General features: G+C 61.4%; 19 protein-coding genes and 1 pseudogene. 16 read left to right on the forward strand and 4 right to left on the reverse strand.

Annotated elements, in window-relative coordinates; all coding sequences use genetic code 11:
• Positions 1-6 precede the first annotated feature (6 nt).
• The 7 genes from WS46_RS01985 to WS46_RS02020 all read left to right on the forward strand — a co-directional run bounded on the left by WS46_RS01985 (position 7) and on the right by WS46_RS02020 (position 6,518).
• Positions 7-219, forward strand: a complete 213-nt coding sequence (locus tag WS46_RS01985; protein ID WP_059534625.1) for a hypothetical protein — start codon at positions 7-9, stop codon at positions 217-219.
• 11 nt (positions 220-230) lie between these two features.
• Complete coding sequence (locus WS46_RS01990) at positions 231-974, forward strand: type VI secretion protein (protein WP_059534627.1); 744 nt, start codon at positions 231-233, stop codon at positions 972-974.
• The gene (locus tag WS46_RS01995; RefSeq protein ID WP_059534629.1) at positions 971-1,981 is read left to right on the forward strand and encodes a type IV secretion system protein; all 1,011 of its coding nucleotides are present in this window, start codon (positions 971-973) and stop codon (positions 1,979-1,981) included. The genes WS46_RS01990 and WS46_RS01995 overlap by 4 nt, the downstream gene beginning before the upstream one ends.
• Positions 1,981-3,312 carry a TraI domain-containing protein gene (locus tag WS46_RS02000; protein ID WP_059534779.1) on the forward strand — a complete coding sequence of 444 codons (1,332 nt, stop codon included), beginning with the start codon at positions 1,981-1,983 and terminating at the stop codon, positions 3,310-3,312. The genes WS46_RS01995 and WS46_RS02000 overlap by 1 nt, the downstream gene beginning before the upstream one ends.
• The gene (traD, locus tag WS46_RS02005; protein WP_059534631.1) at positions 3,309-5,177 is read left to right on the forward strand and encodes a conjugative transfer system coupling protein TraD; all 1,869 of its coding nucleotides are present in this window, start codon (positions 3,309-3,311) and stop codon (positions 5,175-5,177) included. The genes WS46_RS02000 and traD overlap by 4 nt, the downstream gene beginning before the upstream one ends.
• 10 nt (positions 5,178-5,187) lie before the next feature.
• A complete protein-coding gene (locus WS46_RS02010; protein ID WP_059534634.1) occupies positions 5,188-5,703 on the forward strand; it encodes a hypothetical protein in 516 nt (171 codons plus the stop codon).
• A 209-nt stretch (positions 5,704-5,912) separates the two neighbouring features.
• Entirely contained in the window at positions 5,913-6,518 is a 606-nt protein-coding gene (locus WS46_RS02020; RefSeq protein WP_059534637.1) for a DUF4400 domain-containing protein, read from the forward strand.
• 205 nt (positions 6,519-6,723) lie between these two features.
• On the opposite strand, the gene WS46_RS02025 is transcribed toward WS46_RS02020, so the two are convergent.
• Positions 6,724-7,569 carry a transposase gene (locus tag WS46_RS02025; protein WP_244139212.1) on the reverse strand — a complete coding sequence of 282 codons (846 nt, stop codon included), beginning with the start codon at positions 7,567-7,569 and terminating at the stop codon, positions 6,724-6,726.
• Between WS46_RS02025 and WS46_RS36820 the strand changes: the two genes are divergently transcribed.
• From WS46_RS36820 to WS46_RS02045, 5 genes are all read left to right on the forward strand, one after another.
• Positions 7,505-7,804, forward strand: a complete 300-nt coding sequence (locus WS46_RS36820; protein WP_373557204.1) for a transposase — start codon at positions 7,505-7,507, stop codon at positions 7,802-7,804. The genes WS46_RS02025 and WS46_RS36820 overlap by 65 nt on opposite strands.
• Before the next feature lie 245 nt (positions 7,805-8,049).
• Positions 8,050-8,943, forward strand: a complete 894-nt coding sequence (locus WS46_RS02030; RefSeq protein WP_059534639.1) for a hypothetical protein — start codon at positions 8,050-8,052, stop codon at positions 8,941-8,943.
• A gap of 17 nt (positions 8,944-8,960) precedes the next feature.
• The gene (locus WS46_RS02035; protein WP_059534641.1) at positions 8,961-10,667 is read left to right on the forward strand and encodes an ATP-dependent helicase; all 1,707 of its coding nucleotides are present in this window, start codon (positions 8,961-8,963) and stop codon (positions 10,665-10,667) included.
• 311 nt (positions 10,668-10,978) lie between these two features.
• Positions 10,979-11,710, forward strand: a complete 732-nt coding sequence (locus WS46_RS02040; RefSeq protein ID WP_059534643.1) for a type IV toxin-antitoxin system AbiEi family antitoxin domain-containing protein — start codon at positions 10,979-10,981, stop codon at positions 11,708-11,710.
• Positions 11,707-12,663, forward strand: coding sequence for a nucleotidyl transferase AbiEii/AbiGii toxin family protein (locus tag WS46_RS02045; RefSeq protein ID WP_059534645.1), 957 nt, complete (start codon positions 11,707-11,709; stop codon positions 12,661-12,663). The genes WS46_RS02040 and WS46_RS02045 overlap by 4 nt, the downstream gene beginning before the upstream one ends.
• 33 nt (positions 12,664-12,696) lie before the next feature.
• Here WS46_RS02045 and WS46_RS36825 read toward each other — a convergent pair whose 3' ends face one another.
• The 3 genes from WS46_RS36825 to WS46_RS02055 all read right to left on the reverse strand — a co-directional run bounded on the left by WS46_RS36825 (position 12,697) and on the right by WS46_RS02055 (position 15,047).
• On the reverse strand, positions 12,697-13,041 hold the full coding sequence (locus WS46_RS36825) for a GNAT family N-acetyltransferase (protein WP_347880051.1): 345 nt from the start codon (positions 13,039-13,041) through the stop codon (positions 12,697-12,699).
• A gap of 43 nt (positions 13,042-13,084) precedes the next feature.
• The gene (locus WS46_RS02050) at positions 13,085-13,492 is read right to left on the reverse strand and encodes a polymer-forming cytoskeletal protein (protein ID WP_059534647.1); all 408 of its coding nucleotides are present in this window, start codon (positions 13,490-13,492) and stop codon (positions 13,085-13,087) included.
• Positions 13,493-14,438: 946 nt separating this feature from the next.
• Complete coding sequence (locus tag WS46_RS02055) at positions 14,439-15,047, reverse strand: AcaB family transcriptional regulator (RefSeq protein ID WP_059534649.1); 609 nt, start codon at positions 15,045-15,047, stop codon at positions 14,439-14,441.
• A 530-nt stretch (positions 15,048-15,577) separates the two neighbouring features.
• On the opposite strand from WS46_RS02055, the gene WS46_RS02060 reads away from it, so the two are divergent.
• The 4 genes and pseudogenes from WS46_RS02060 to WS46_RS02075 all read left to right on the forward strand — a co-directional run.
• Entirely contained in the window at positions 15,578-15,931 is a 354-nt protein-coding gene (locus WS46_RS02060) for a hypothetical protein (RefSeq protein ID WP_244139213.1), read from the forward strand.
• A complete protein-coding gene (locus WS46_RS02065; RefSeq protein ID WP_059534653.1) occupies positions 15,928-17,202 on the forward strand; it encodes a hypothetical protein in 1,275 nt (424 codons plus the stop codon). Before WS46_RS02060 ends, WS46_RS02065 begins: the two co-directional genes overlap by 4 nt.
• Before the next feature lie 169 nt (positions 17,203-17,371).
• Positions 17,372-17,857: an NADAR family protein gene (locus WS46_RS02070; RefSeq protein WP_059534655.1), complete on the forward strand. Its 486-nt coding sequence runs from the start codon at positions 17,372-17,374 to the stop codon at positions 17,855-17,857.
• 80 nt (positions 17,858-17,937) lie between these two features.
• Positions 17,938-18,642 (forward strand): annotated as a pseudogene (locus WS46_RS02075) (exonuclease SbcCD subunit D); the annotation flags it as partial.
• Positions 18,643-18,815: the final 173 nt, after the last annotated feature.

Genomic DNA, 18,815 nt, shown 5'->3' on the forward strand with positions numbered 1-18,815 from the left:
AACCCGATGAAGCTCACCTCGACCTCTACCCAGCAGGCGCTGTACCGCGACATCTTCGACGTCACCGCGAACGAAATCGACAGGATCGCCATTGGGGCACCTGTACGCGTCCGTTTGCAGGCGAATCCGAGCGGTTCGGACGGCTCGTTATCGGAGCCGCGACAGGACGCATCCACGACGCCGTGCGCTGCTCGTACGGCAGTTCGAATCCTCGACTGAAGGGCCCCACGATGAAACTCATGCCGACTCTTCGCGCCGCAGCCTTTGCGGTTTCCATGTTCGTCGCCCAGCACGCGGCCGCGCAGCTGACTGTGTTCGACCCGGCGAACTTTGCGCAGAACGTTATCACTGCGGCTAAGGCCGTCAGGGGCGAGATCTACCAGAACACCAACATCCTCTACCAGTACCAGATGATGGTGAACGATCTAATGCAGGCGAAAAACCTGAATCCGGCTGCGTGGAAAACTGCGTATGACCAGATCACGGGCGATATCAACAAGGTGAAGGGGCTGGTGGGCACGCTTCAAGGGCTCTACGGCGACCTCAAGAAGGGTGGCGAATGGGTCACCCAGGTTCAGGGGTTGGTCACTCGTTCTGGCAAGTCGAACGCGCAGTGGTTCGCGGACATAAACACGTTGGTCCAACAGAACGACAAGGTCGCGCGGAACCTGTTCCAGATGGGCTCGAACATCATGCAGCACACGAATGAGATGGCGCAGCGTCGGCAGGAACTGCAATCCGAGCTGTCGATGTCGCCAACTCAACAGGCAACGGCCGAGATCACGACGCACTACCTCGATATCGTGACGAGCCAGAATGCGGACATCCTTCAGTTGAACGCAGCCAAGGCACAGAAGGACGCTCAGAAGGACGCGCAACAGGCGGAAGACGACAAGGAAAAGGCCGCCGACGCTGAGAAGTTCATCTCCAAGCAACAGGCCGAGCGGGCCTCCTATGGGATCACGACGCAATGAAGCCCAGCATGATGCATCGGTGGCTAATGGGTGGTCTGCTGTTTGCCGCGCTCGTGCTGCCGACGGTAGCGCGTGCCGCGCTGCAGGATAGCCTTACCCAACTGGGGACGACCGGCTGGAGCTCGAGCTACGTGGTTGGCGAGGTGGCAAAGGGTGCGATGGCGGCGATCGAAGAGATCACGAAGCTGATGAAGGATCTGATCGATCTCGCAGTGACGCTCAGCAAGTCGCTCGACAAAGATTCGGACAAGATGGCGGGAGGCCTTGCAGTCATCACCATTGTCGTTGCGTTTCTCCGATTCGCGGCAACGAAGGACCCCGTCGCGGCCTGGCAGAGCGTGTTTGAAGACCTTGCCATCCTAGGGATCTTCGCGTCCGTCTATCTTGCCTACGGTACGTGGGCACCCGGCTTCTACAAGTGGTTCAACGACATGGCGGTTGCGGTGTCAGGGACCGACGCACAATCTCTGCCGATGGCGATGGTGAAGTCGGCGGGGGCGATATTCGATGCGATCAACGAAGCGCTGAAGGCCGAGCATTGGTGGAACTACGTCGCCTTGGTGATCAATCTCATTCCGCTACTGGCAGCGTGGTTCATTCTGATGGTCGCGTCGCTGGTGTTTCTGTTCTACATCTCGCTTGGCACGATCCAGATGGCTGTCGCGATCGTGATGGGGAAAATCGCATTCGCGCTCGGCATGTCGGAGTTTACGCGGGGATGGTTCAAGAGCTGGCTCGATTTCACGATCGGCGCGGGCATGTATATGGTTGTTGCCGCGATTCTCCAGCGGCTGATGACCACCACGCTTGCGACTACGTTCGGGAACACGATTTCGAAGGGGTTGACGACACCGTATTCCGGCTCGCTGACGCTTGACCTTTCGATCTTCGTGCTGATCCTCGCCTTCGAAATTCCGAAGTTCGCGTCGATGTTCGGTGGCGGCGCCAACGCAAGCGGTGCGGCGTTCAAGAGCCTGACTAAGCTTGCAACGAAGGGTATGGTTTGATGATCGACGCCCGACTTTTTGCGCCGGTCGACGCTGGCGAGCTGGTGACCCGCAACGAACGCCGTATCGAGCTGATCGCACAATGCGCGAACGAGTCGTCGCGCACGGAGTTCGATCGGAAGTGGATGGTGCTGATCCGGCGCTGTGCGGAGTGGTTCTCTTCCGTTCCGTTCAGCCCGGAGCTGTACCGAGAGCCCGCCGGTGCGTTTCGATGGACGGTCGAAACGGCCTTCTATGCGATGCGGCTCTCGGGTGGACTGAAGTTCGGCACGAACCTTCCATCGGAGCGGCGCCGCCGCATCGAGCCCCAGTACAGCTATGGTGTTTTCCTCGCGGCAATCTGTTCCGGACTGGACGAGCCGTACCGTCATTTCGACGTGGAGCGGGCGTCGGACCGCCAGGTCTGGAACCCTTCCGTCCACGGCGCGGTCGGGCCGTGGCTCGCCGACGCGAGCTACCGCGTGGCGCGGCGGGCAACTCCGCTACCGGTGGAACGTATGCGTACGGGCATGTTGGCGCTTGCGCTCGTCGGCACGGAATTGCTGTCCGGGCTCGACGCTGAGGTGCAGGCCGAGATCTTCGGCGCGATCAATCCCACACAGAGCCCAATGGGCGTGGAAAGCTTGACCCACAAGGTCGTACGCCAGGCCATCGCGACGGCCGCCGATTTCGACAGGAAGGCGCAACGGGCGGTTTTCGAGCCCGTGACGTTTGCGGTGCCGTCGGCGATCCATGTGGCCGCTGAACTGGAGCCGAAGGTCGAGGCGGCGCCGTCGGTGGCCACGCCTGCGCCGGCACCGGCACCGGTGCAACCGGTGACTGTCGATTCGTCGCCGGCGACCGCAGCTGCCGAAGGTAGTGCACCGACCGGCCCGGCGTTGCCACCGGCGGCTGACTCGGACGGCCCGACTTCCCGTGCGGTGCCGGCGCCGGCAGTTCAGGTGGCACCGAAGGGACTGGATGAACGGCAGATGGCGCTCGAGCTTCCGCCGCCAGCAGCGGCAGTAAATCCCGCCGAGATTCGACGAGAACCGGTCGCGGCCGCGGCCACGTTGGAGGAGGACCGCTTTGACGAAATCCTGAGGGGCGCTCCGCGGATGATCTCGGACTTCTTCGCAGCCCTGCAGCAGGACGTCGCCGGCGGAAAGGCCAAGGTGCGGTGGGCCGAAAAGGGTCTGGTGGTGTCGAAGCGCACGATTGGCGGTTATGGCGTCGCGAGCGACACTCTGATCGAACATATGCGCCGACGCAACCTGCTTCTCGCCAACGATCCTGCGGAGGTCACGCTGGCGCCGCGTATCGGCGAACTGATCCAGGAGCGCGGTGCATGAGGGGCTACAGCAACCACTTTCGGCCGATCTACGAAGTTCGCGCGGCATTCGGTTGGCTGATTGCGCTCCTAGCCTTGCCGCTTTCGGGCATGCCGTACGGCTGGGCCTTCGCCCTGTTCGCGCTCGCGTTGTTCGCTTTCCGCTCGGGGCAGATGTGGCGCGCGCTCAGGTTCCGGATGGGGCTGTCGACGAAATGGCTGACGACGCTTGCAGTGCCCGCGTTGCTCGCGATTCAGGCGCGCATGCGGGCCGAAGTAAATGCAATGTATCTCGGCACGGGGTTCGAATGGACGCAAAAGCACTGCCAGATGGCCCACGACATTCTGCGGATGCCGACCACGGAGATTCCGGGGCTGCCCAAGTGGTTGCCTAAGACGAAGCCCGGGCGCGCGTTCGAGGAAATGATCGAGAAGCTCTTTGCGCCGAAGGACAGTATCCGCGACCGGACGCCGCAGGGCGCCTCGTGGATCCACGGTCTTGAGCCGGCGAAAGGCTACGTGCCGTTCCACTACAAGGCGATGGGCGGCCATACGGCGGTGGGCGGGACGACGGGCTCCGGCAAGACGCGGACGTATGAAGTCATCTCGACGCAGGTCATCCACTGCGGCGACGTGCTGATCGACATCGATCCCAAGAACGACAAGGAATGGAAGGCGCGCGCCGAGCGCGAAGCGAAGCGGACCGGCCGGAAGTTCCTCTATTTCAATCAGGCCAAGCCATCCGAGTCGATTCGTCTCGAACCGCTCGATAGCTGGTCGCAGCCGTCGGAAATTCCGAGCCGCATCGCGCAGCTGATGGAGGAGGGGCCGTTCCGGGACTTCGCGTACCTGTTCATCAGCCGATCGGTGAACGGCGAACTGTACATCGGCGACAAGCCGAACCTGCGCTCGATCCTGAAGTACGCGCAGCTCGGCATTGACCCGCTTCTGGAGAAGGCGCTCAAGCGCTTCTTCATCGAAAGCGGACTGACCGACTGGGAGGAGCTGGTCACGGCCGATACGGTCAAGATTGCGAACAAGCCGGGTTCCACGCGCGTCGACGCGATGATCTCGCTCTACCAGGCCCGATTCGGTGCGAACGACCGCGGACACGAAGCGATCGATGGTTTGATCGCGACGCACGTGCACGATCGCGAGCATTACATGCGGATCATCGCGTCGGCACTGCCGCTGCTGCAGATGCTCGCGACCGGGGAAACCGGCCTGATGCTCGCTCCGAAGGTCGACGACTTCGAGGACGAACGCGAGATCTGGACGATCGAGAAGGTCATTCGCCAGAAGGCGGTGCTCCACATCGGCCTCGACTCGCTGTCCAACAGCATCGTCGCGAAGGCAATCGCGTCGATGATCCTGGCCGACGTGTCAGCCGTGTGCGGCTCGATCTACAACTTCTACGACAAGCCGCCCGAGGTGGTGCTGATCATCGACGAGATCGCCGAGGCGATCAACGAACAGGTGATCCAGATCCTGAACAAAGGTCGTGGCGCTGGGTTCAAGGCGTTCGTGGCGTTCCAGACGCGCGCCGACCTCGAGGCGAAGTTGGGGAATGCCGCAAAAATGCTGCAGGTTTTGGGGAACCTGAACAACCAGATCATTTTACGCTTGGAAGATACCGACACGGCTGAGTGGTTCTCGAAAAAGGTGGGGGATACCGCGATCCGCAACCTGATCGTATCCAGCAGCACGAGCAAGGCGAGCGAGGGCCATGTCGGTGAGTTCACCGGCTCGGTGACGCGGTCGCAACAACTGGAGGCAGTGCCGTTGATCCCGACTCGCCTGATCCAGAGCCTGCCGAACTTGCAGTACTTCATGCGGATTTCTGGCGGCGCGGTGTACCAGGGACGTATTCCAATTCTTACAGGCTAAACAACCGAGCATGTCTGCCGTATTCAAAAAAATCATTCGCGAGCACAAACTTTCCGCCCACCTGACCCCGGTGTTCACCCTTGCGCCTGAGCTGGAGCTTGTGTGCACGCGTGTCGCGGAGTTCGTCGGTGAGCACTTCATCGGGAAGGCAGAGCCGCTCGTCAAGGAGATGTTCGTGGACGGCCTTGCTGCGTTCAAGCGCGTGCGCAAGACCGGCGATCCGCATGTCGCGTTCATGCAAGGCCTGTTCGGGTCTGCACACATGCTGTATGCGCGGCGCTTTGTTGTGCGCGATGGCGAGCGCTGCCATGTCTGGTCGCCGATGTTCGAGCCGGTAACGGCGTTCGAATCCCGGTTCAAGCTGGCACCGGAGATGGTGGACGAGCGGTGTCCGGAGAACATCAGCCAGAAGTCGGCTGCATTCCAGCTGGCCGCTCGCGCGCTGACCGGTGAGACCTTCAGACTGTACTTCGAGGAATACGATGTCGCTCACACATTTTCTGATTCGGACGCTAACGCGGCTTGACGACCATACCGTGAGCCGAGTGATCTCCACCGCGGCCGCGCAGGATGAGCCGGCTGCACCGCCTCCGGCGGAATTTCGGCAGGGCAGGAATGCGATGGCATACGCGCTCGCGACGTTTATTGGTCGAAGGCCTGTCCACTTTTACGTAGGACTGTCCGGCCTGGTCGTCCTGCCGATCTATCTGCTCAGCGGGGTCGTGGGAGAGCTGTATGGCCGGTAGCAGCTTTGTCGGGCACATCAAGATGTGGTTCTTCTTTGTGCCGCTGCTCTCGGTTGCGCTCATGCCGGCGCTGCCCGATCCGTCGCTGTTCGCGATCCCGGATGCCGAAGCCGAATCGGTTGTGGCGAGCCTCGGAGAAGAGCGAACAGCGGATGCGATCGACGCGACGAATCGTGCGTTCAAGCGCTACTTCGTCGAGACAGGTCTGGTACAGGACTCCATGGAGGCCACGAACGATTCGCAGATCGAGGACGGCGGGGTGGCGAACTTCGCCAGTCGGTGGGTCCACAATTTCTGGCGTCTGGTGTACCGGGTGGTCTATCGGCTCACCGTGATGAAGTACTGGCTGCTCGGCGCGCTCGTGTTCGGCATCGCGATGTTCATCGACGGGACGGTGCGGCGCAAGGTGAGGGCGGCGGCGGCCGGCTACGTCAGTCCTCTGTCATTCCATCTCGCCGGGCACGGGATCTTGCTCGTATTCGGCGTGACGTTCACGGTGCTGATCGCGCCGGTGCCGCTTCTTGCACCGTACTGGCTGGAGATCGCCGGATGTCTCGGCGCGCTGCTCTGGAAAGCGGCGTCTTCATACCAGTAGGTCCGGAAAGCTCCAGGTTTCCGTATAGCTTTTTGCCGAATGGGCCACAACCGGTTGCGTGCGGCGCGCTCGTCGTTACCTGAAAAAGCTTGTCGAAATCGTCGACGTTTCGACCCGATCAGGCGCACCAGGCGGGTCACAATGACTCATGGTCTACGGTCCTCAGAAAGCTCGACTCCCCGTAGAGCTATGAACTCTCTCACCGCTAAGCGTCTTGCGACGCGGTAGCGGGGGCGCGGGTCACGGACTTTGACTTGGCGCGTTGCCGCGCCAGCGGTTTCGGTCTCGCCGCCACGCCCGTTCCGGGCGTGTGCGCGTCGATCAGGGCGACCGACGCTGCGTTCTGGCCGTGCTGCGCCGTATGTCCGCAGTGCGGGCATACATGCACACGTTGTGCCAGCGTCTTGGGCACGATCTCCCAGCACGTGGCGCAGCGTTGCGACGGCTTTAACTGGCGCGTGTTCGAAACGTGCAGCCGCGTACCAGCCTCTACCGCTTTGTACGCAAGCATGTTGTGCGCCATGCCCAAGCCGGCCGACAGAATCTCGCGATTCAGCCCCGCCTTTTGCTTGACCGTCCGGCCCGGCTTGTCCCGCGTGCCCTTGGCCGAACGACTCATGTTCTGGGTGCGCAGTTCTTCCGTGGCGATGACGGCGCAGGACGCGACCAGACGCGACGTCGTCTTGTGCAGGAACTCGCGGCGAAGATTACCGATGCGCTCATGCACCTTCGCAACCTGCTTTCCCAGCTGCTTATACCGGATCGATCCGCGCTTCTTGCGCGCCTGCTGCCGCTGCAGGTCCGCCATGCGTGGCATCTCATTTCGCACGAATCGCGGATTAGCGATCGTTTCACCGTCGTCGAACGTCGCCCAGTCGTTGAGGCCGAAGTCGACGCCTCGATGAGCGTCGCCGGTACGTGCGCGGGCGCATGTGTGTGCCGATACGCGCAGCGTGACCGACGCGAACCACTCGCCGTTCTTGCGCGTGATCGTCAGATCGTTGGGCTTCGCGCCGTCGCCGAAACGATGCCGGCCTCGAGCACTAGACATATCGGTTCTGATTAACAACCTGAAGACCGCGAGCGCTAGGCGCACCCGCAACCAGTTTGCCGATCACTTGGCGCCGTTCTACCGAAGGCCCTTGTTTTGGAACCGCGCATACTTTGTCGGGAGTGTCGGCGGTGCGACGTTGGAGACGGTACGAGCCTACGTCGATGCCCAAGGCACTGAGGAGCACGCCCGGCAGTCGGCCGCCAAGAAGACAAAAGCCAAACCGCTCGCTTGACCCCCTCCTGATCCGGTCGGCTTCGGATAGACGTTCGCAAGCGAACCGGCCGGACCAAGAAGGGGAATGCGCTCACGAATGTTCAACCTTACCCCCTCTCCCACGGAGGGTTTTTTTCGTCCGGCGCGGCCCGACCGCTGCGAAAGCCGCGCGAAATCGTTCACGTTTTGGAAGTCTGCCGCAGCATAGGACCGCAAGAATAGACGCAAGCCGCACGTGCGGTCAGTCAACCAGATAGGATCCACATGAGCACGATCAACGAAGAAGCGCACGTCGGCACCGATACCGCGGACGTGGCACCTGACCAAGTAGCCGTACTCCCGCCGGCGGGCGACGATGCACCCGCAGTCAAGGGTAGCCTGGTTGTGGGCGACACCCGGCAGACGACTGACGGCGCGGACGATGGTGAAGTCGAGCGTGAACTCGACGAGATGGAGAATTCGGCCAACGTGTTGCAGCGTGAAGGGCTGATCAGCAGCGATGAAGCGAAGCTCAAGCTCGAGGAGGTGGCGCGCACCCGCACGCTGTTCCGCGACCTGTCGCCCGCAGAGCGCGCGCGAATCATCCAGCGCCGGCGCGAGATCGGCCGTGAACTGATGAACAAGCAACTGTCGGGCGCCGCGGTCGTGACCGCGCGGGTCACGATGAAACACACGCGCCTTCGGCCGCTGTTCGAGCAGTGGTGGCCGTACCTGAATCGGATGACGATCAACATGCAGCGCTTCGGTCGCGCGACGTACGGCGCGAACGAGCAGGGAATCGTCAGCACGTGGTTTGAGAAGCAGCTCGATCAGCTCGAAGCCTACGTGAACGAACAGCTCGACGTAGCGCAGGGTTTCCGCGAGAAGACGGAAACGGACATGCGCGATCGCGGCGAGACGGTATTCGCGCCGACCGTGACGAAGCCGTCGCTCGATATTGAAGTCGAGGCGTACTCGCGGTTCTCGATGCGCCTGCTCTCCGTGATCCTGAAGTTCGACCAGGTGATGGATCACTTCGACTTCCTCGTCTGGAACGGGATTCGTGACCAGTCCGACGTCGACGACGAGACCGCGCGCTTCCTGCGCAAGTTCCACCCGGTCGGCCTGCGCGGCTACACGACCCACCTGAAGCTGATGAACACCGTTCGCGGTAACTGATCGGGAAGACCGGTGCCATGCTCGACGAGTTGAATCCCCAACAGCGCGAGGTGGCACTTCTGCGCCGCCACTGCCTCGCGATCGCGTGCCCGGGCGCGGGCAAGACCAAGATGAGCGCGACGAAGGCCGCGTTCTTGCTGCAGGATCCGACGGCGGTAGTGGGCGCCGTCACTTTCAGCAAGGATGCGGCCGTCGAGCTTCGCGAGCGCATTCTCGCGCTGGCGCCGCCTGATGCCAAGCGCCGGCTGATCGCCGGCACCTTCCACTCGCTCGCATACAAGCAGCTTCAACGGCCCGGTCGCGGCCGGCCGGATATTGCATCGGAAGGCGATCGCCTCGGGATGCTTGGGCGCGTGCTTGCCGAGCTCGGGTACGACTGGAAGGTTGAAGAGGCGGTACCGATCGTCGAGCGGATCAAGACGAACTTCGGCCGAGCCGATGATGGTTCGGCCGAGGCCACGCTCTACACTGCTTACCAAGACGCGCTCGAACGCAGCGGCAAGATCGACTTCCAGGATATGTTGCGCCTTGCGGTGGAGCGGATGCAGAGCGGGGACATCAAGCCCTATCGGTTCACTGACCTGCTCGTCGACGAGTTCCAGGACACCGATCCACTGCAGTTCCGGTGGGTCGAGCTGCACGCTCGCGCGGGCACGCAAGTCACGGTCGTGGGTGACGATGACCAGAGCATCTACGGGTTCCGGGCCGCACTCGGCTTTCGTGGCATGGAGAGCTTCGCGAGCACGTTCGAGGCCCAACGCGTGGTGCTCGGCAGCAACTATCGCTGTCGCGCGGAGATCCTGGCGGCTGCCGACCGGGTGATCCAGAACAACATCGATCGGATGCCGAAGGTCCTCCATGCGGCGCGTGGCGCCGGCGGCGCGGTCGTGGCGCGTCGATTCGACGACGAGTATGGCGACGCGATTGCCGCTGTTGAAGGGCTTCAACCGAAACTGGCTGCCGGCGCGACATGCGCGATCCTCGCGCGTACGAACCGAATTCTCGATCCGATCGAGTCAGTGTGCCGATCACACGGCGTGCCGTACTGCCGGGCGTCGGGCGGATCGGTGCTCAACAAACCGCAGGCCGCGCTGATGTGCAACCTGCTGCAGGTGGTCGAAGGCCATAAGCAGAATGGCATCGACGCTGTCTTGGGCTACATGGGCATGAGTTCCTATGACCTCGGCGCGTTGCACAAGCGCATGGGCGCAGCCTTCGTCCAGATGCAGAAGCAGGAACTGGTCGGCCTCGGGCTGCGCGAGGAGACAGCGACGGCGTACCGGGCCTTCATGAAGCGGCTGGGTGAGTGGCAGGCGCTTTGCCAGCGATCGTTCCATTCGCTCGCGCTAGAAGGCGTCTACGAGTGGATGATGACGTATGCCAAGGGCGACGTTGCGATCCGGGCGATTCAGAGCATATACGACGTGGTGAGTCGCCTGAACGGTTCGTTTACCGAGCGCATCGAGTTCTTGAAGCGGGACAACAACAAGCCGGGTGACGGCGTCCTGATGCTCACGACGATGCACAGCTCGAAGGGGCTGGAGTACGACCACGTCTGGATTAGCCGATCGGAGGAGGGCGTGGTGCCGGACGACAAGAGCCCAGAGTCGGAGGAGCGGCGTCTTTTCTATGTCGCCATGACGCGAGCTCGCGACAGCCTCACCATCTCGTCGATCAAGAAGAATCCGGTGTCGCGATTTGTGATCGAATCAGGGATTGAATAGACAAATGGCCGCGTGACGGCCGATTGCGTCTTGGAGCCTGGCGTCCGTCCGGAGACGAAGCTGCCAAGTCATGTTACCCAAGCGCGTACGGGCGAGGTCCATCGCATCGTCGGCCCACATGTATCCGTCCTTAATGTCTGCGTTATTTAGTCGCAAATAATAAAATGTATGATAGGGTTCCTGCGGGAAAACAACGCTCGCTCAGCAAAGTCATTGACAAGGCAGCGATTTGGTATCGCGTTAATAAATTGCAGATAATAAAACATTCTCGGTATATACTGCACCCAGACAATGCAAACGCCCTCTACCAGATGAGCAACAAGACGGTCCAGCGGCTCCTGCAAGAAAGCCGGCGCGGCCACCCAATCGATTCCAGCATGCTCAGGGACATGGGGGTGAGTGCCGCGCTCGCGGCGCACATGGTCAAGTCCGGCTGGCTGCAGCGTCTCTCACAGGGGGTCTACCTTTTGACCGGCGACACGCCATCGAGAGACGGCTCGATCACCTATCTGGGCCGATGCATACCCGGTCTTCACGTCGGCGGCAAAACGGCCCTTTCCTGGCAGGGCGTACGTCACAACATCGCCTTCCGGGAAAAAATCGTCTTATGGGGACAGAAGTCGTACCGCATTCCTCCGTGGGTGGCGGAACACCTGAGCTACTCGTACCAGACTACCACCCTCTTTGAAGACGATTTTCCCTACGAGAAGGGCCTGAAGCCGCTTCCGGCCGGCGCCCCTGAGGTACTGGTCTCCGTGCCCGAGCGAGCTATTCTGGAGCTCGCCAGCGACATCGGGAAGGGCCAATCGATGGAGGAAGCGAGCAACCTGATGGTCGGCTTGCGCAATTTGCGCCCCGACGTGCTGGACGAGTTTTTGAGCCACTGCAAACGGGTGAAGGTCGTACGGCTCGTACGCGACCTCGGACTGGAGGCCGATTTTTCATGGGCAAGAGACCTTCAGAAGCATGTTGACCGTCTTGGTGCCGGGAAAAGATGGTCGAACAAAACGAAGAACGGCCGGCTGACACTCAAACCACGATGAACGAGATCTATGTAGACACCGTCCGACTGATGCTCGGCATCGCACCGATCGTCTTCGATACTCCCCTCTTCGCCATGAAAGGTGGGACCGCACTGAATCTGTTCTTGCAGAATATGCCGCGCCTATCGGTCGATATCGATGTCGTGCTCACAGACAGAAAGCTGTCCCGCGATGAAGCAATCGCCGTTATCAGCGCAGAACTGGAGCGCGCGAGAGAACAAATCGAGGCTGAAGGGCATGCGACGAAGTTCTCGAAAGCCACCTCATCCGGGAGAGCCAAGGGCGATGAAGTGAAACTCACCGTGATCTCGGGCGAAACCTCGGTCAAGGTGGAAGTCAACTACGTGTTCAGGGGCACCTTGCTCGAACCGGTCCAGCGCCCACTCGTCGGTGCGGCAGAAGAAATGTTCAGCACTCGCATCGTCGTGCCCACGCTTCATGAATCGGAGCTGTATGGAAGCAAGCTCGTAGCGGCCCTGGACCGGCAGCATCCTCGCGACCTGTTCGATGTGAAGCACATGTACGATGTTTTCGGCTTGCGCGAAGATATCGTGGACGCGTTCGTCGGCTACCTCTCCGGTCACAACAGGCCCATCCACGAAGTGCTCTTTGGCCCGAAACATTCAATGGTCGAAGTCTATGAGACCGACTTCGTTGGGATGACTCTTGAGAGAGTCGACCTTGAAGAACTCGAGGCAACGCAAGACCGTCTGCACCGGGAACTGCCTGCTGCTCTCACCGAGAACCACCGCCAGTTTTTGCTATCGTTGGTCCGCGCCGACCCCGACTGGTCCCTGATGACCTATGAACATCTGCGCGAATTGCCCGCCATTCGGTGGAAGCTGCAGAATCTCGAGGTGCTTAAAAAGAAGAATTCAGCGCTATTCGAGCAACAGGAATCCTTGCTGCGCGAGCACTTCGCCAAGCTGGACATTGGGACAGCGCAGACCTGACCGAGATTTTTTAGGGTGTGGGAGCACACCCGATCAAAAAGTGGGTGGGGAATGCAGCGAACGCCGCGGCAATTGCGCCCGCGCGCCTGTAGCACGGACACACCCAACATGGGAGGTCAGGGATGACGGTCCGCGGTGCTCGTAGCCGGCAGACGCATACAAAGCTAGCGCACCATGTTGGTACGGTCCGGTTTCGAGCTTGAGCAACTTACAAACCAAACCTGTGGCCTTCGACTCGAGAAGAGCCAAGAGTATCTTGGCGATGCCTTGCCGTCGACCGCCCGACGATTCGAGAGCCCACATCGTCTTGGACGAATGGCACCAGACATCCACAGGATGCAGCCGGCGAATACGAGCACCGGAATCGTCCAGCAACATGCAACCGCGAATGAGGTGACGCGGTGAAGTTGACGCGCGTTTTTCATTGCGCCACCGCACTCGCTTCGAGGCACTCGGGCGCCGCTTCGCGTGGGGTTGGAGCGGCCTCGATCACCAATTCGCGTGGCACGCGCTTGAGCTGACCGTTGAGCGCGGCGTGCTGGCCGAGGCGAATCGTGCCGCAATAGAACACGTTCCCGAGCACACGGCCGTTGATTTCGAGCGTGTCGCGCGCGTGGACGTCGCCTTCCACGAGGCCATCGATCCGGACGATTTCGCCCTGGACCTTGCCCTTGACGATGCCGCCGGCCCCGATGTGCAGCAGGCCCTCGGTGGAAATGATGTCCCCGTTCGCGAGGGCGAATACACTCAGGCCGTGGTCGAGGATCATGTTGCCTTCGACGACCAGGCCGGGCATGAGGACCGTCACGTTGTTCGGCTTCGCTTTCATGGTGTGCCTCCCTTAGAACAGTGGAACGTCGCCGGTCTTGGCGGCCGTCGAGGGTTTCGAGGTGTGTTCGGTCTTCGTAGTTTCGTTATGCGGTGCAGAAGCAGTCGCCTCGGTGGTGGCTGGCTCCTGACGCTGCCGAGCGGGTGTGCGGTGGACCCGGTGCGGTGCGGGTTTCGGCTGATCAGTCGGCTGCACGGTGGGCTGTGCTGCGACGGGCGCTGCGGTCGTTGCGGGCGGCGGTGGGGGCACCTTTTGGGCGGCTGCGACCTGTTGCTGGCCAGCGGCTGGGTTCGAAGCCGCGCGCGCGGCTCGGATCGGTGACGTGGCAGCCTTTTCCGGATCGGTCACGGACGCAGTGGCACTTGCCTGCGCCGCTGATCCACCAGCCTCCCCGGTCCACAGTGCTTGCGCGTCGACTCGGGACAAGCCCGCCGGTGTGCGTTCGGTTGGCTCGGTAAAGGCCGCACTGGTGAGCTGCCGTTGGGACCCGGGTGGCGTGGAGGCCGCGGCGGCCGTCGGCGCAGCGATCGGGGTTTGTGCGGTCGACCGCTCAACGTGTGCAACGGCATGCGGCGTATGGAGCACGTGCCAGAGCTTCGCTGCGCAGACGCCTGTGAGTCCGGCCCCCGATACCACGGCAAGGACGATGGTGGCCGGCCGGCAGAGTTTTCGACCGGCAGAAGACAGTCGAGCGGTGACGCGCTCGCGCGCCGATTCCTGCCGGTCAGGAGCAGGGAGTGCCCGCACGTGGCTCTTGATGTCGATGACGACGGGTTGCGACGAGTATTGGGCGTGTAGCGCCTGGATCTCTCGAATGTTCAAGATTTCCTCCGTGGATGATCGGCATACCGCGCGACAGCGTTTGAAGGCGCGGCAGGCTCAAGACGAGCTTATTCACCGGATTCCAATGTCAAGCCGATGGGGGCGTGCTGTGGGTGCTGTCGCGTCAGTCGCGCGCGGTGCCGTCGGCGTCGTATCGGTCGTTGTCCGGGATGCACACGGTTCTCACGTGCAGGATCCGGCCTTCGGCGTTCTTGAGGATGTTGGCTCGGTCCTGCGGCGTGATCTTCTCCGCGAGTTGGGCTTCCATCGACGCGACGAACAGGCGGTCGTACTGGGTCAGGCACCTGACCAGCAAGCCTGCGAGCGGCCGCGTCACCTTCAATTCGATCTGCTCGTACGGAAACGTCAGCGAGCGCGCGTTGTGCCGCTCGACCCATGTGGTGGCCTTGCGCATCCAGTCGGCGGTATCGCGCAGGGCAGTCTCGACCGCCCGAACCTTGCCGCCACGGGCGACGGCGATCTTGGCGGCGCAGAAGTTGTAGTCACTTCGGATAAACGTGCGAGCGAAGACAGAGCTGTAGTGCAGGATCGTGACGGCGTCGGAGTCCGGCACGATCTTGTCGATACGGCGGTCGCTCGTCAGTCGTTGGATTGGCTTCAATCCAGTCGACGTGGCGAGGCGCACTGGCGGCTCGTCGGCGGGTGGGGTGCTTTGCGTGGGCGTGTCGAGTTGCCCGCGCCCTTCGTGCGATGGTTCGAGAACGGCAGACATGATTTTTTTCGGGTGGTCTCTCTCATCGATGATTCTGAGCGAGGTACCCGATGCGTGTACCGGCAAAAGCGTGGCTGTTTTCGTGAGCTTTTCGGGGAACGCGCGCGCAAATACTCGCGATACTGACTCTACTTCTCGCGTCCCTGACGCATCGACCTTGACTTCGCTGGCCGAAGTCCATCTTTTGTACAAGCCGTGCCAATGGGCATGCTCCGACTGGTTGGCAACCAGTGTGGAATTCCTTTCTGATGAGCGCCTCGCCCGCGCTCCCCATTTCAGTCATGAAACTCGTTGCTGGCCGCATTCATTTGCGCCGCGACGTCTTTCGAACCCGGACATCGGGTGTCTCTCTCCATGCCTCTGTCTGGGTAGAACGACTGTAGTCGACTGAGCCGTGAACCTGCGTCGGAATGGCACTTCCGAAAATGGGCTGTAGCACAGCGTGACCATGCTGTGCGAGGACGACCTAACGTTCTCTCTATGAGCCGACCGGCTCCCTGAGCACCACGTCCCCGGAAGGGACGTGGTGCTTGGGTCATTTCACCGAATCCACGAAGCGCGTTCCTCTGCCGAGGAACGCGCTTTTTTTCGTCCTTTTTTCTGTTCTGGAGGTACGTGTGCTTCCCAATCGTCTCGATTCCCGGATTGCCGACGTGATCAGTCAAACGATCGCCGAGAAGAGGTCCGCCACCGACACGACGTCACCCGCCTGGTGGGAACGTTGCGAAGTGGCGCAAGTCGGCATGTTCACCGACTCCGACCGCCGGATTTTTCTGTCCAGTGTCGCCCACCGCCGCGGAGAGGCGGCCGCCAACGCGCTCGAGCAATCGGCAGACGCGTTGCGCACCCAGGCGATCTCCAAAATTGCGAGGAAACTTTCATGAATGCAGTTGTCAGTTTGGTCGGCGGCCCCGTACGGAGCGTCGTCGAAGAGCGGGCCATGCGTCCGCCGGTGATAGGGAAGATCCGGCCCGGCATCAAGGTCCTGACGTCGGCCGCCCGGGGCAATCCTGATGCAGTTGCTCTATACGACGCGATGGTGGCTGCCGGCGACTCCTTCGAGACGATCGGCAAGGCGATCGAGTCCCGTTACCGGCTCAGGAATACGCTGGCACCGCGCAATACCGATTACTTTACCTGCCGCCGGTCGGATTTCAACAACCCTGACGTCGCTGACGAAATCCTTCGACTCTACGGCGAGGATCGCGGGCAGGGTGTCAGGCTCTACCGCTTTCCGGTGTTGTTCGCCTTCAACGACTGGATGCAGAACATCCCCAACGAGATGGCGGCATGGGGCACCAGCGGTCGCAAGTACTTCTCGGAGTACGGGCACGATGGGCTCCGATACTGCAAGACGTACGCAAAGGTCGAGCGCGACCCGCGCGCGCAACGAGCATTTCGACACTTCGGCGGTCGAGACGTGATCTTCCGTCAGGACGACGCGATTCCCGACGGAATCTGCAACCCGGAGCAATGCCCGCAATACCAGAGCCGGCAGTGCAATCTGGGCGCGCACTTCATCTTCGCGATTCCCGACATCAAGGGTCTGGGCTTGATCGAGCTCCCTACCAACTCGATTTACGTGCTGCAGAAAGCGTATGCGGCGATGAAGACGGTCCAGCTGGCCCGCGGCAAGCTGACTGGAACCCGGTTTTGGATCTCGAAGCGCGAATTCGATATCACACGGATCAACGATCAGGGCGAATCGGTCCGGCAACCGCAGATGCTCACCGTGCTCGATGCCGATATCGATATCGGTGCACTGCTCGACGGCGCTGAGGACACGCGGTTGGCTATCGAAGAATCGGAAACGGCCACGCAGAGCGATCCCGGCGGTACCGTGATTCAGCTTCACCCCGCGGACGGCGAAAGCACTGCCGGCCGCACTGATCAGGTCGAAGCCGGTGACGGCCCGCCCGAGGCGATGGAGGAGAAGCGCCACCGCATGCAGGACCTGCTGCAACGTCTTCGCTTCGTTGAAGAAGAGCAACGCAAGTCGTTTCGCATCTACGGCCACTTCCGATTCGGACGCGGCTGGACGGAGCGGCCCGCTGACGTCGACAAGATGCTCGCGCGGCTGACGACGGCGCTCGAGGATCGGGACTCACTGCATCGCGAAATCGATGAGGCGGTCGAATTGTTCCGCAACGCGTAACTGACACCCCTTTCGCCGGCCCTCCGGGGCCGGTGTTCTTTTCTCAATGGCGCGTATCGGAGAGTCCTTCAGCAAAGCGATTTGCTCAAGTGCTTTCGACCGCGTGGCTCACGCATCGAAATCGTCCGCGCAAGCGGCCATCTCTTGACTCATCTCTCTGGAGGATCTCATGCGCCGGATCGGCAATATCACGGCGTTTTTCGGCGCCGTCGACGTGTTCAGCAATTGGCACCCGTGCCGCTTTACGTATCACGAGGTGACGTTCAACTGCGGCGAGCAGTTCATTATGTACGCGAAGGCGTTGCTGTTTGACGATCACGCAACTGCCGCAGCGATTCTCGCATCGACGTCACCGCGCGAGCAGAAGCGCCTCGGTCGTTTCGTGAACGGCTTCGACGATGCACGTTGGGTGCAGATTCGCGAGTCCATCATGTTTGTCGGCTGTCGCGAGAAGTTTCGACAGAACGAGGCTTTTGCGGCTGCGCTGCGCGCAACGGGAACGTCAGTCCTGGTCGAGGCGAGCGCGTATGACCGGATCTGGGGCGTGGGGCTCTGCGAACACGATCCGCGCATCGCCGATCCGTCTGCCTGGCTGGGACTGAACCTGCTTGGCAACACGCTCATGCGTGTGCGCGATGTGCTTTCTCGATCGTGACTTCCCTTCTTGCGCTGCGTGCTGGCGCGAACCTATATCTGGCTGCCCCCGGGTAGTCATTTCTTTTTCTGGAGGCGTTGATGAAGATCGCGCATTTTTCTGACCTGCATTACGCACCTGAAAACCTCGACGAGGCGGACCGGTGCTTCTCGCATGCGGTGGGTGACGCTATTGCGAGCGAGGCCGTTGTGGCGGTGATCAGCGGTGACTCAACAGACCATCGCCTCGACGCCCACGCGCCGGCACTGAACGCACTCGCCACGCAGGTACACCGACTCGTACAAGCGATGCCGGTGTTGATGCTGCAGGGCACGTTCTCGCACGAGCCGCCGGGGACGCTGGACAACTTCGCGCTGATGGGCGCGCGGTATCCGGTGGCCATTGCGGACCGCGTCTGTCAGGTGGCGCTTTACGACGGAAACTTCTGGTTCTCGCGTGGTCCGGTTTTCGACGAAGACGAGGTGCAACACCATCTGTACAGCGAGCCCGAAGCGATCTTTACCTGTCTTCCGACGATGAACAAAGCAGAGCTGGCGCTGCGCGTCGGGTCGCTGGCGGCATCGACTGATCTCGCGGACACCCTCGCGGGGTTCCTCGCCGCTGCTGGCCGGATCAATGCAATGTTCCGAGCGGCGGGCGTCCCGACGATCGGAGTGTCGCATGGCACGGTGAACGGTTGTCAGACGGAACACGGCGTCACGATGGCAGGATTCGATCACGAGTTCAGCCTCGGTGCGCTGTTTGGTGCGGAGTGCTCGGCGTTCATGCTCGGTCACATCCACAAGGTGCGACGTGAGGTTGCATAAGTAATTGTTCTGCACGGCAGTCCTGCGTGACAGAACCAGCTGTTCCTCCAGCTGTAGCCTACAGATGCATGCGTGGACGGTAACGGCCGCGTGTGAAGCCATCTGGACAACGTAGCCCATTCCGGTTGGATGAAGCGAACCTCGCGAGAGGG

The organism is Burkholderia sp. RF4-BP95, assembly GCF_001521985.1.
In the GTDB taxonomy this organism is placed as follows: Bacteria; Pseudomonadota; Gammaproteobacteria; order Burkholderiales; family Burkholderiaceae; genus Burkholderia; species Burkholderia diffusa.

Bases quoted from the DNA above. Each gene is read 5' to 3' on its own strand.
- WS46_RS01985 (WP_059534625.1), top strand. From the start codon at position 7: ATGAAGCTCACCTCGACCTCTACCCAGCAGGCGCTGTACCGCGACATC.
- WS46_RS01990 (WP_059534627.1), top strand. From the start codon at position 231: ATGAAACTCATGCCGACTCTTCGCGCCGCAGCCTTTGCGGTTTCCATG.
- WS46_RS01995 (WP_059534629.1), top strand. From the start codon at position 971: ATGAAGCCCAGCATGATGCATCGGTGGCTAATGGGTGGTCTGCTGTTT.
- WS46_RS02000 (WP_059534779.1), top strand. From the start codon at position 1,981: ATGATCGACGCCCGACTTTTTGCGCCGGTCGACGCTGGCGAGCTGGTG.
- traD (WP_059534631.1), top strand. From the start codon at position 3,309: ATGAGGGGCTACAGCAACCACTTTCGGCCGATCTACGAAGTTCGCGCG.
- WS46_RS02010 (WP_059534634.1), top strand. From the start codon at position 5,188: ATGTCTGCCGTATTCAAAAAAATCATTCGCGAGCACAAACTTTCCGCC.
- WS46_RS02020 (WP_059534637.1), top strand. From the start codon at position 5,913: ATGGCCGGTAGCAGCTTTGTCGGGCACATCAAGATGTGGTTCTTCTTT.
- WS46_RS02025 (WP_244139212.1), bottom strand. From the start codon at position 7,569: ATGTCTAGTGCTCGAGGCCGGCATCGTTTCGGCGACGGCGCGAAGCCC.
- WS46_RS02030 (WP_059534639.1), top strand. From the start codon at position 8,050: ATGAGCACGATCAACGAAGAAGCGCACGTCGGCACCGATACCGCGGAC.
- WS46_RS02035 (WP_059534641.1), top strand. From the start codon at position 8,961: ATGCTCGACGAGTTGAATCCCCAACAGCGCGAGGTGGCACTTCTGCGC.
- WS46_RS02040 (WP_059534643.1), top strand. From the start codon at position 10,979: ATGAGCAACAAGACGGTCCAGCGGCTCCTGCAAGAAAGCCGGCGCGGC.
- WS46_RS02045 (WP_059534645.1), top strand. From the start codon at position 11,707: ATGAACGAGATCTATGTAGACACCGTCCGACTGATGCTCGGCATCGCA.
- WS46_RS36825 (WP_347880051.1), bottom strand. From the start codon at position 13,041: ATGTTGCTGGACGATTCCGGTGCTCGTATTCGCCGGCTGCATCCTGTG.
- WS46_RS02050 (WP_059534647.1), bottom strand. From the start codon at position 13,492: ATGAAAGCGAAGCCGAACAACGTGACGGTCCTCATGCCCGGCCTGGTC.
- WS46_RS02055 (WP_059534649.1), bottom strand. From the start codon at position 15,047: ATGTCTGCCGTTCTCGAACCATCGCACGAAGGGCGCGGGCAACTCGAC.
- WS46_RS02065 (WP_059534653.1), top strand. From the start codon at position 15,928: ATGAATGCAGTTGTCAGTTTGGTCGGCGGCCCCGTACGGAGCGTCGTC.
- WS46_RS02070 (WP_059534655.1), top strand. From the start codon at position 17,372: ATGCGCCGGATCGGCAATATCACGGCGTTTTTCGGCGCCGTCGACGTG.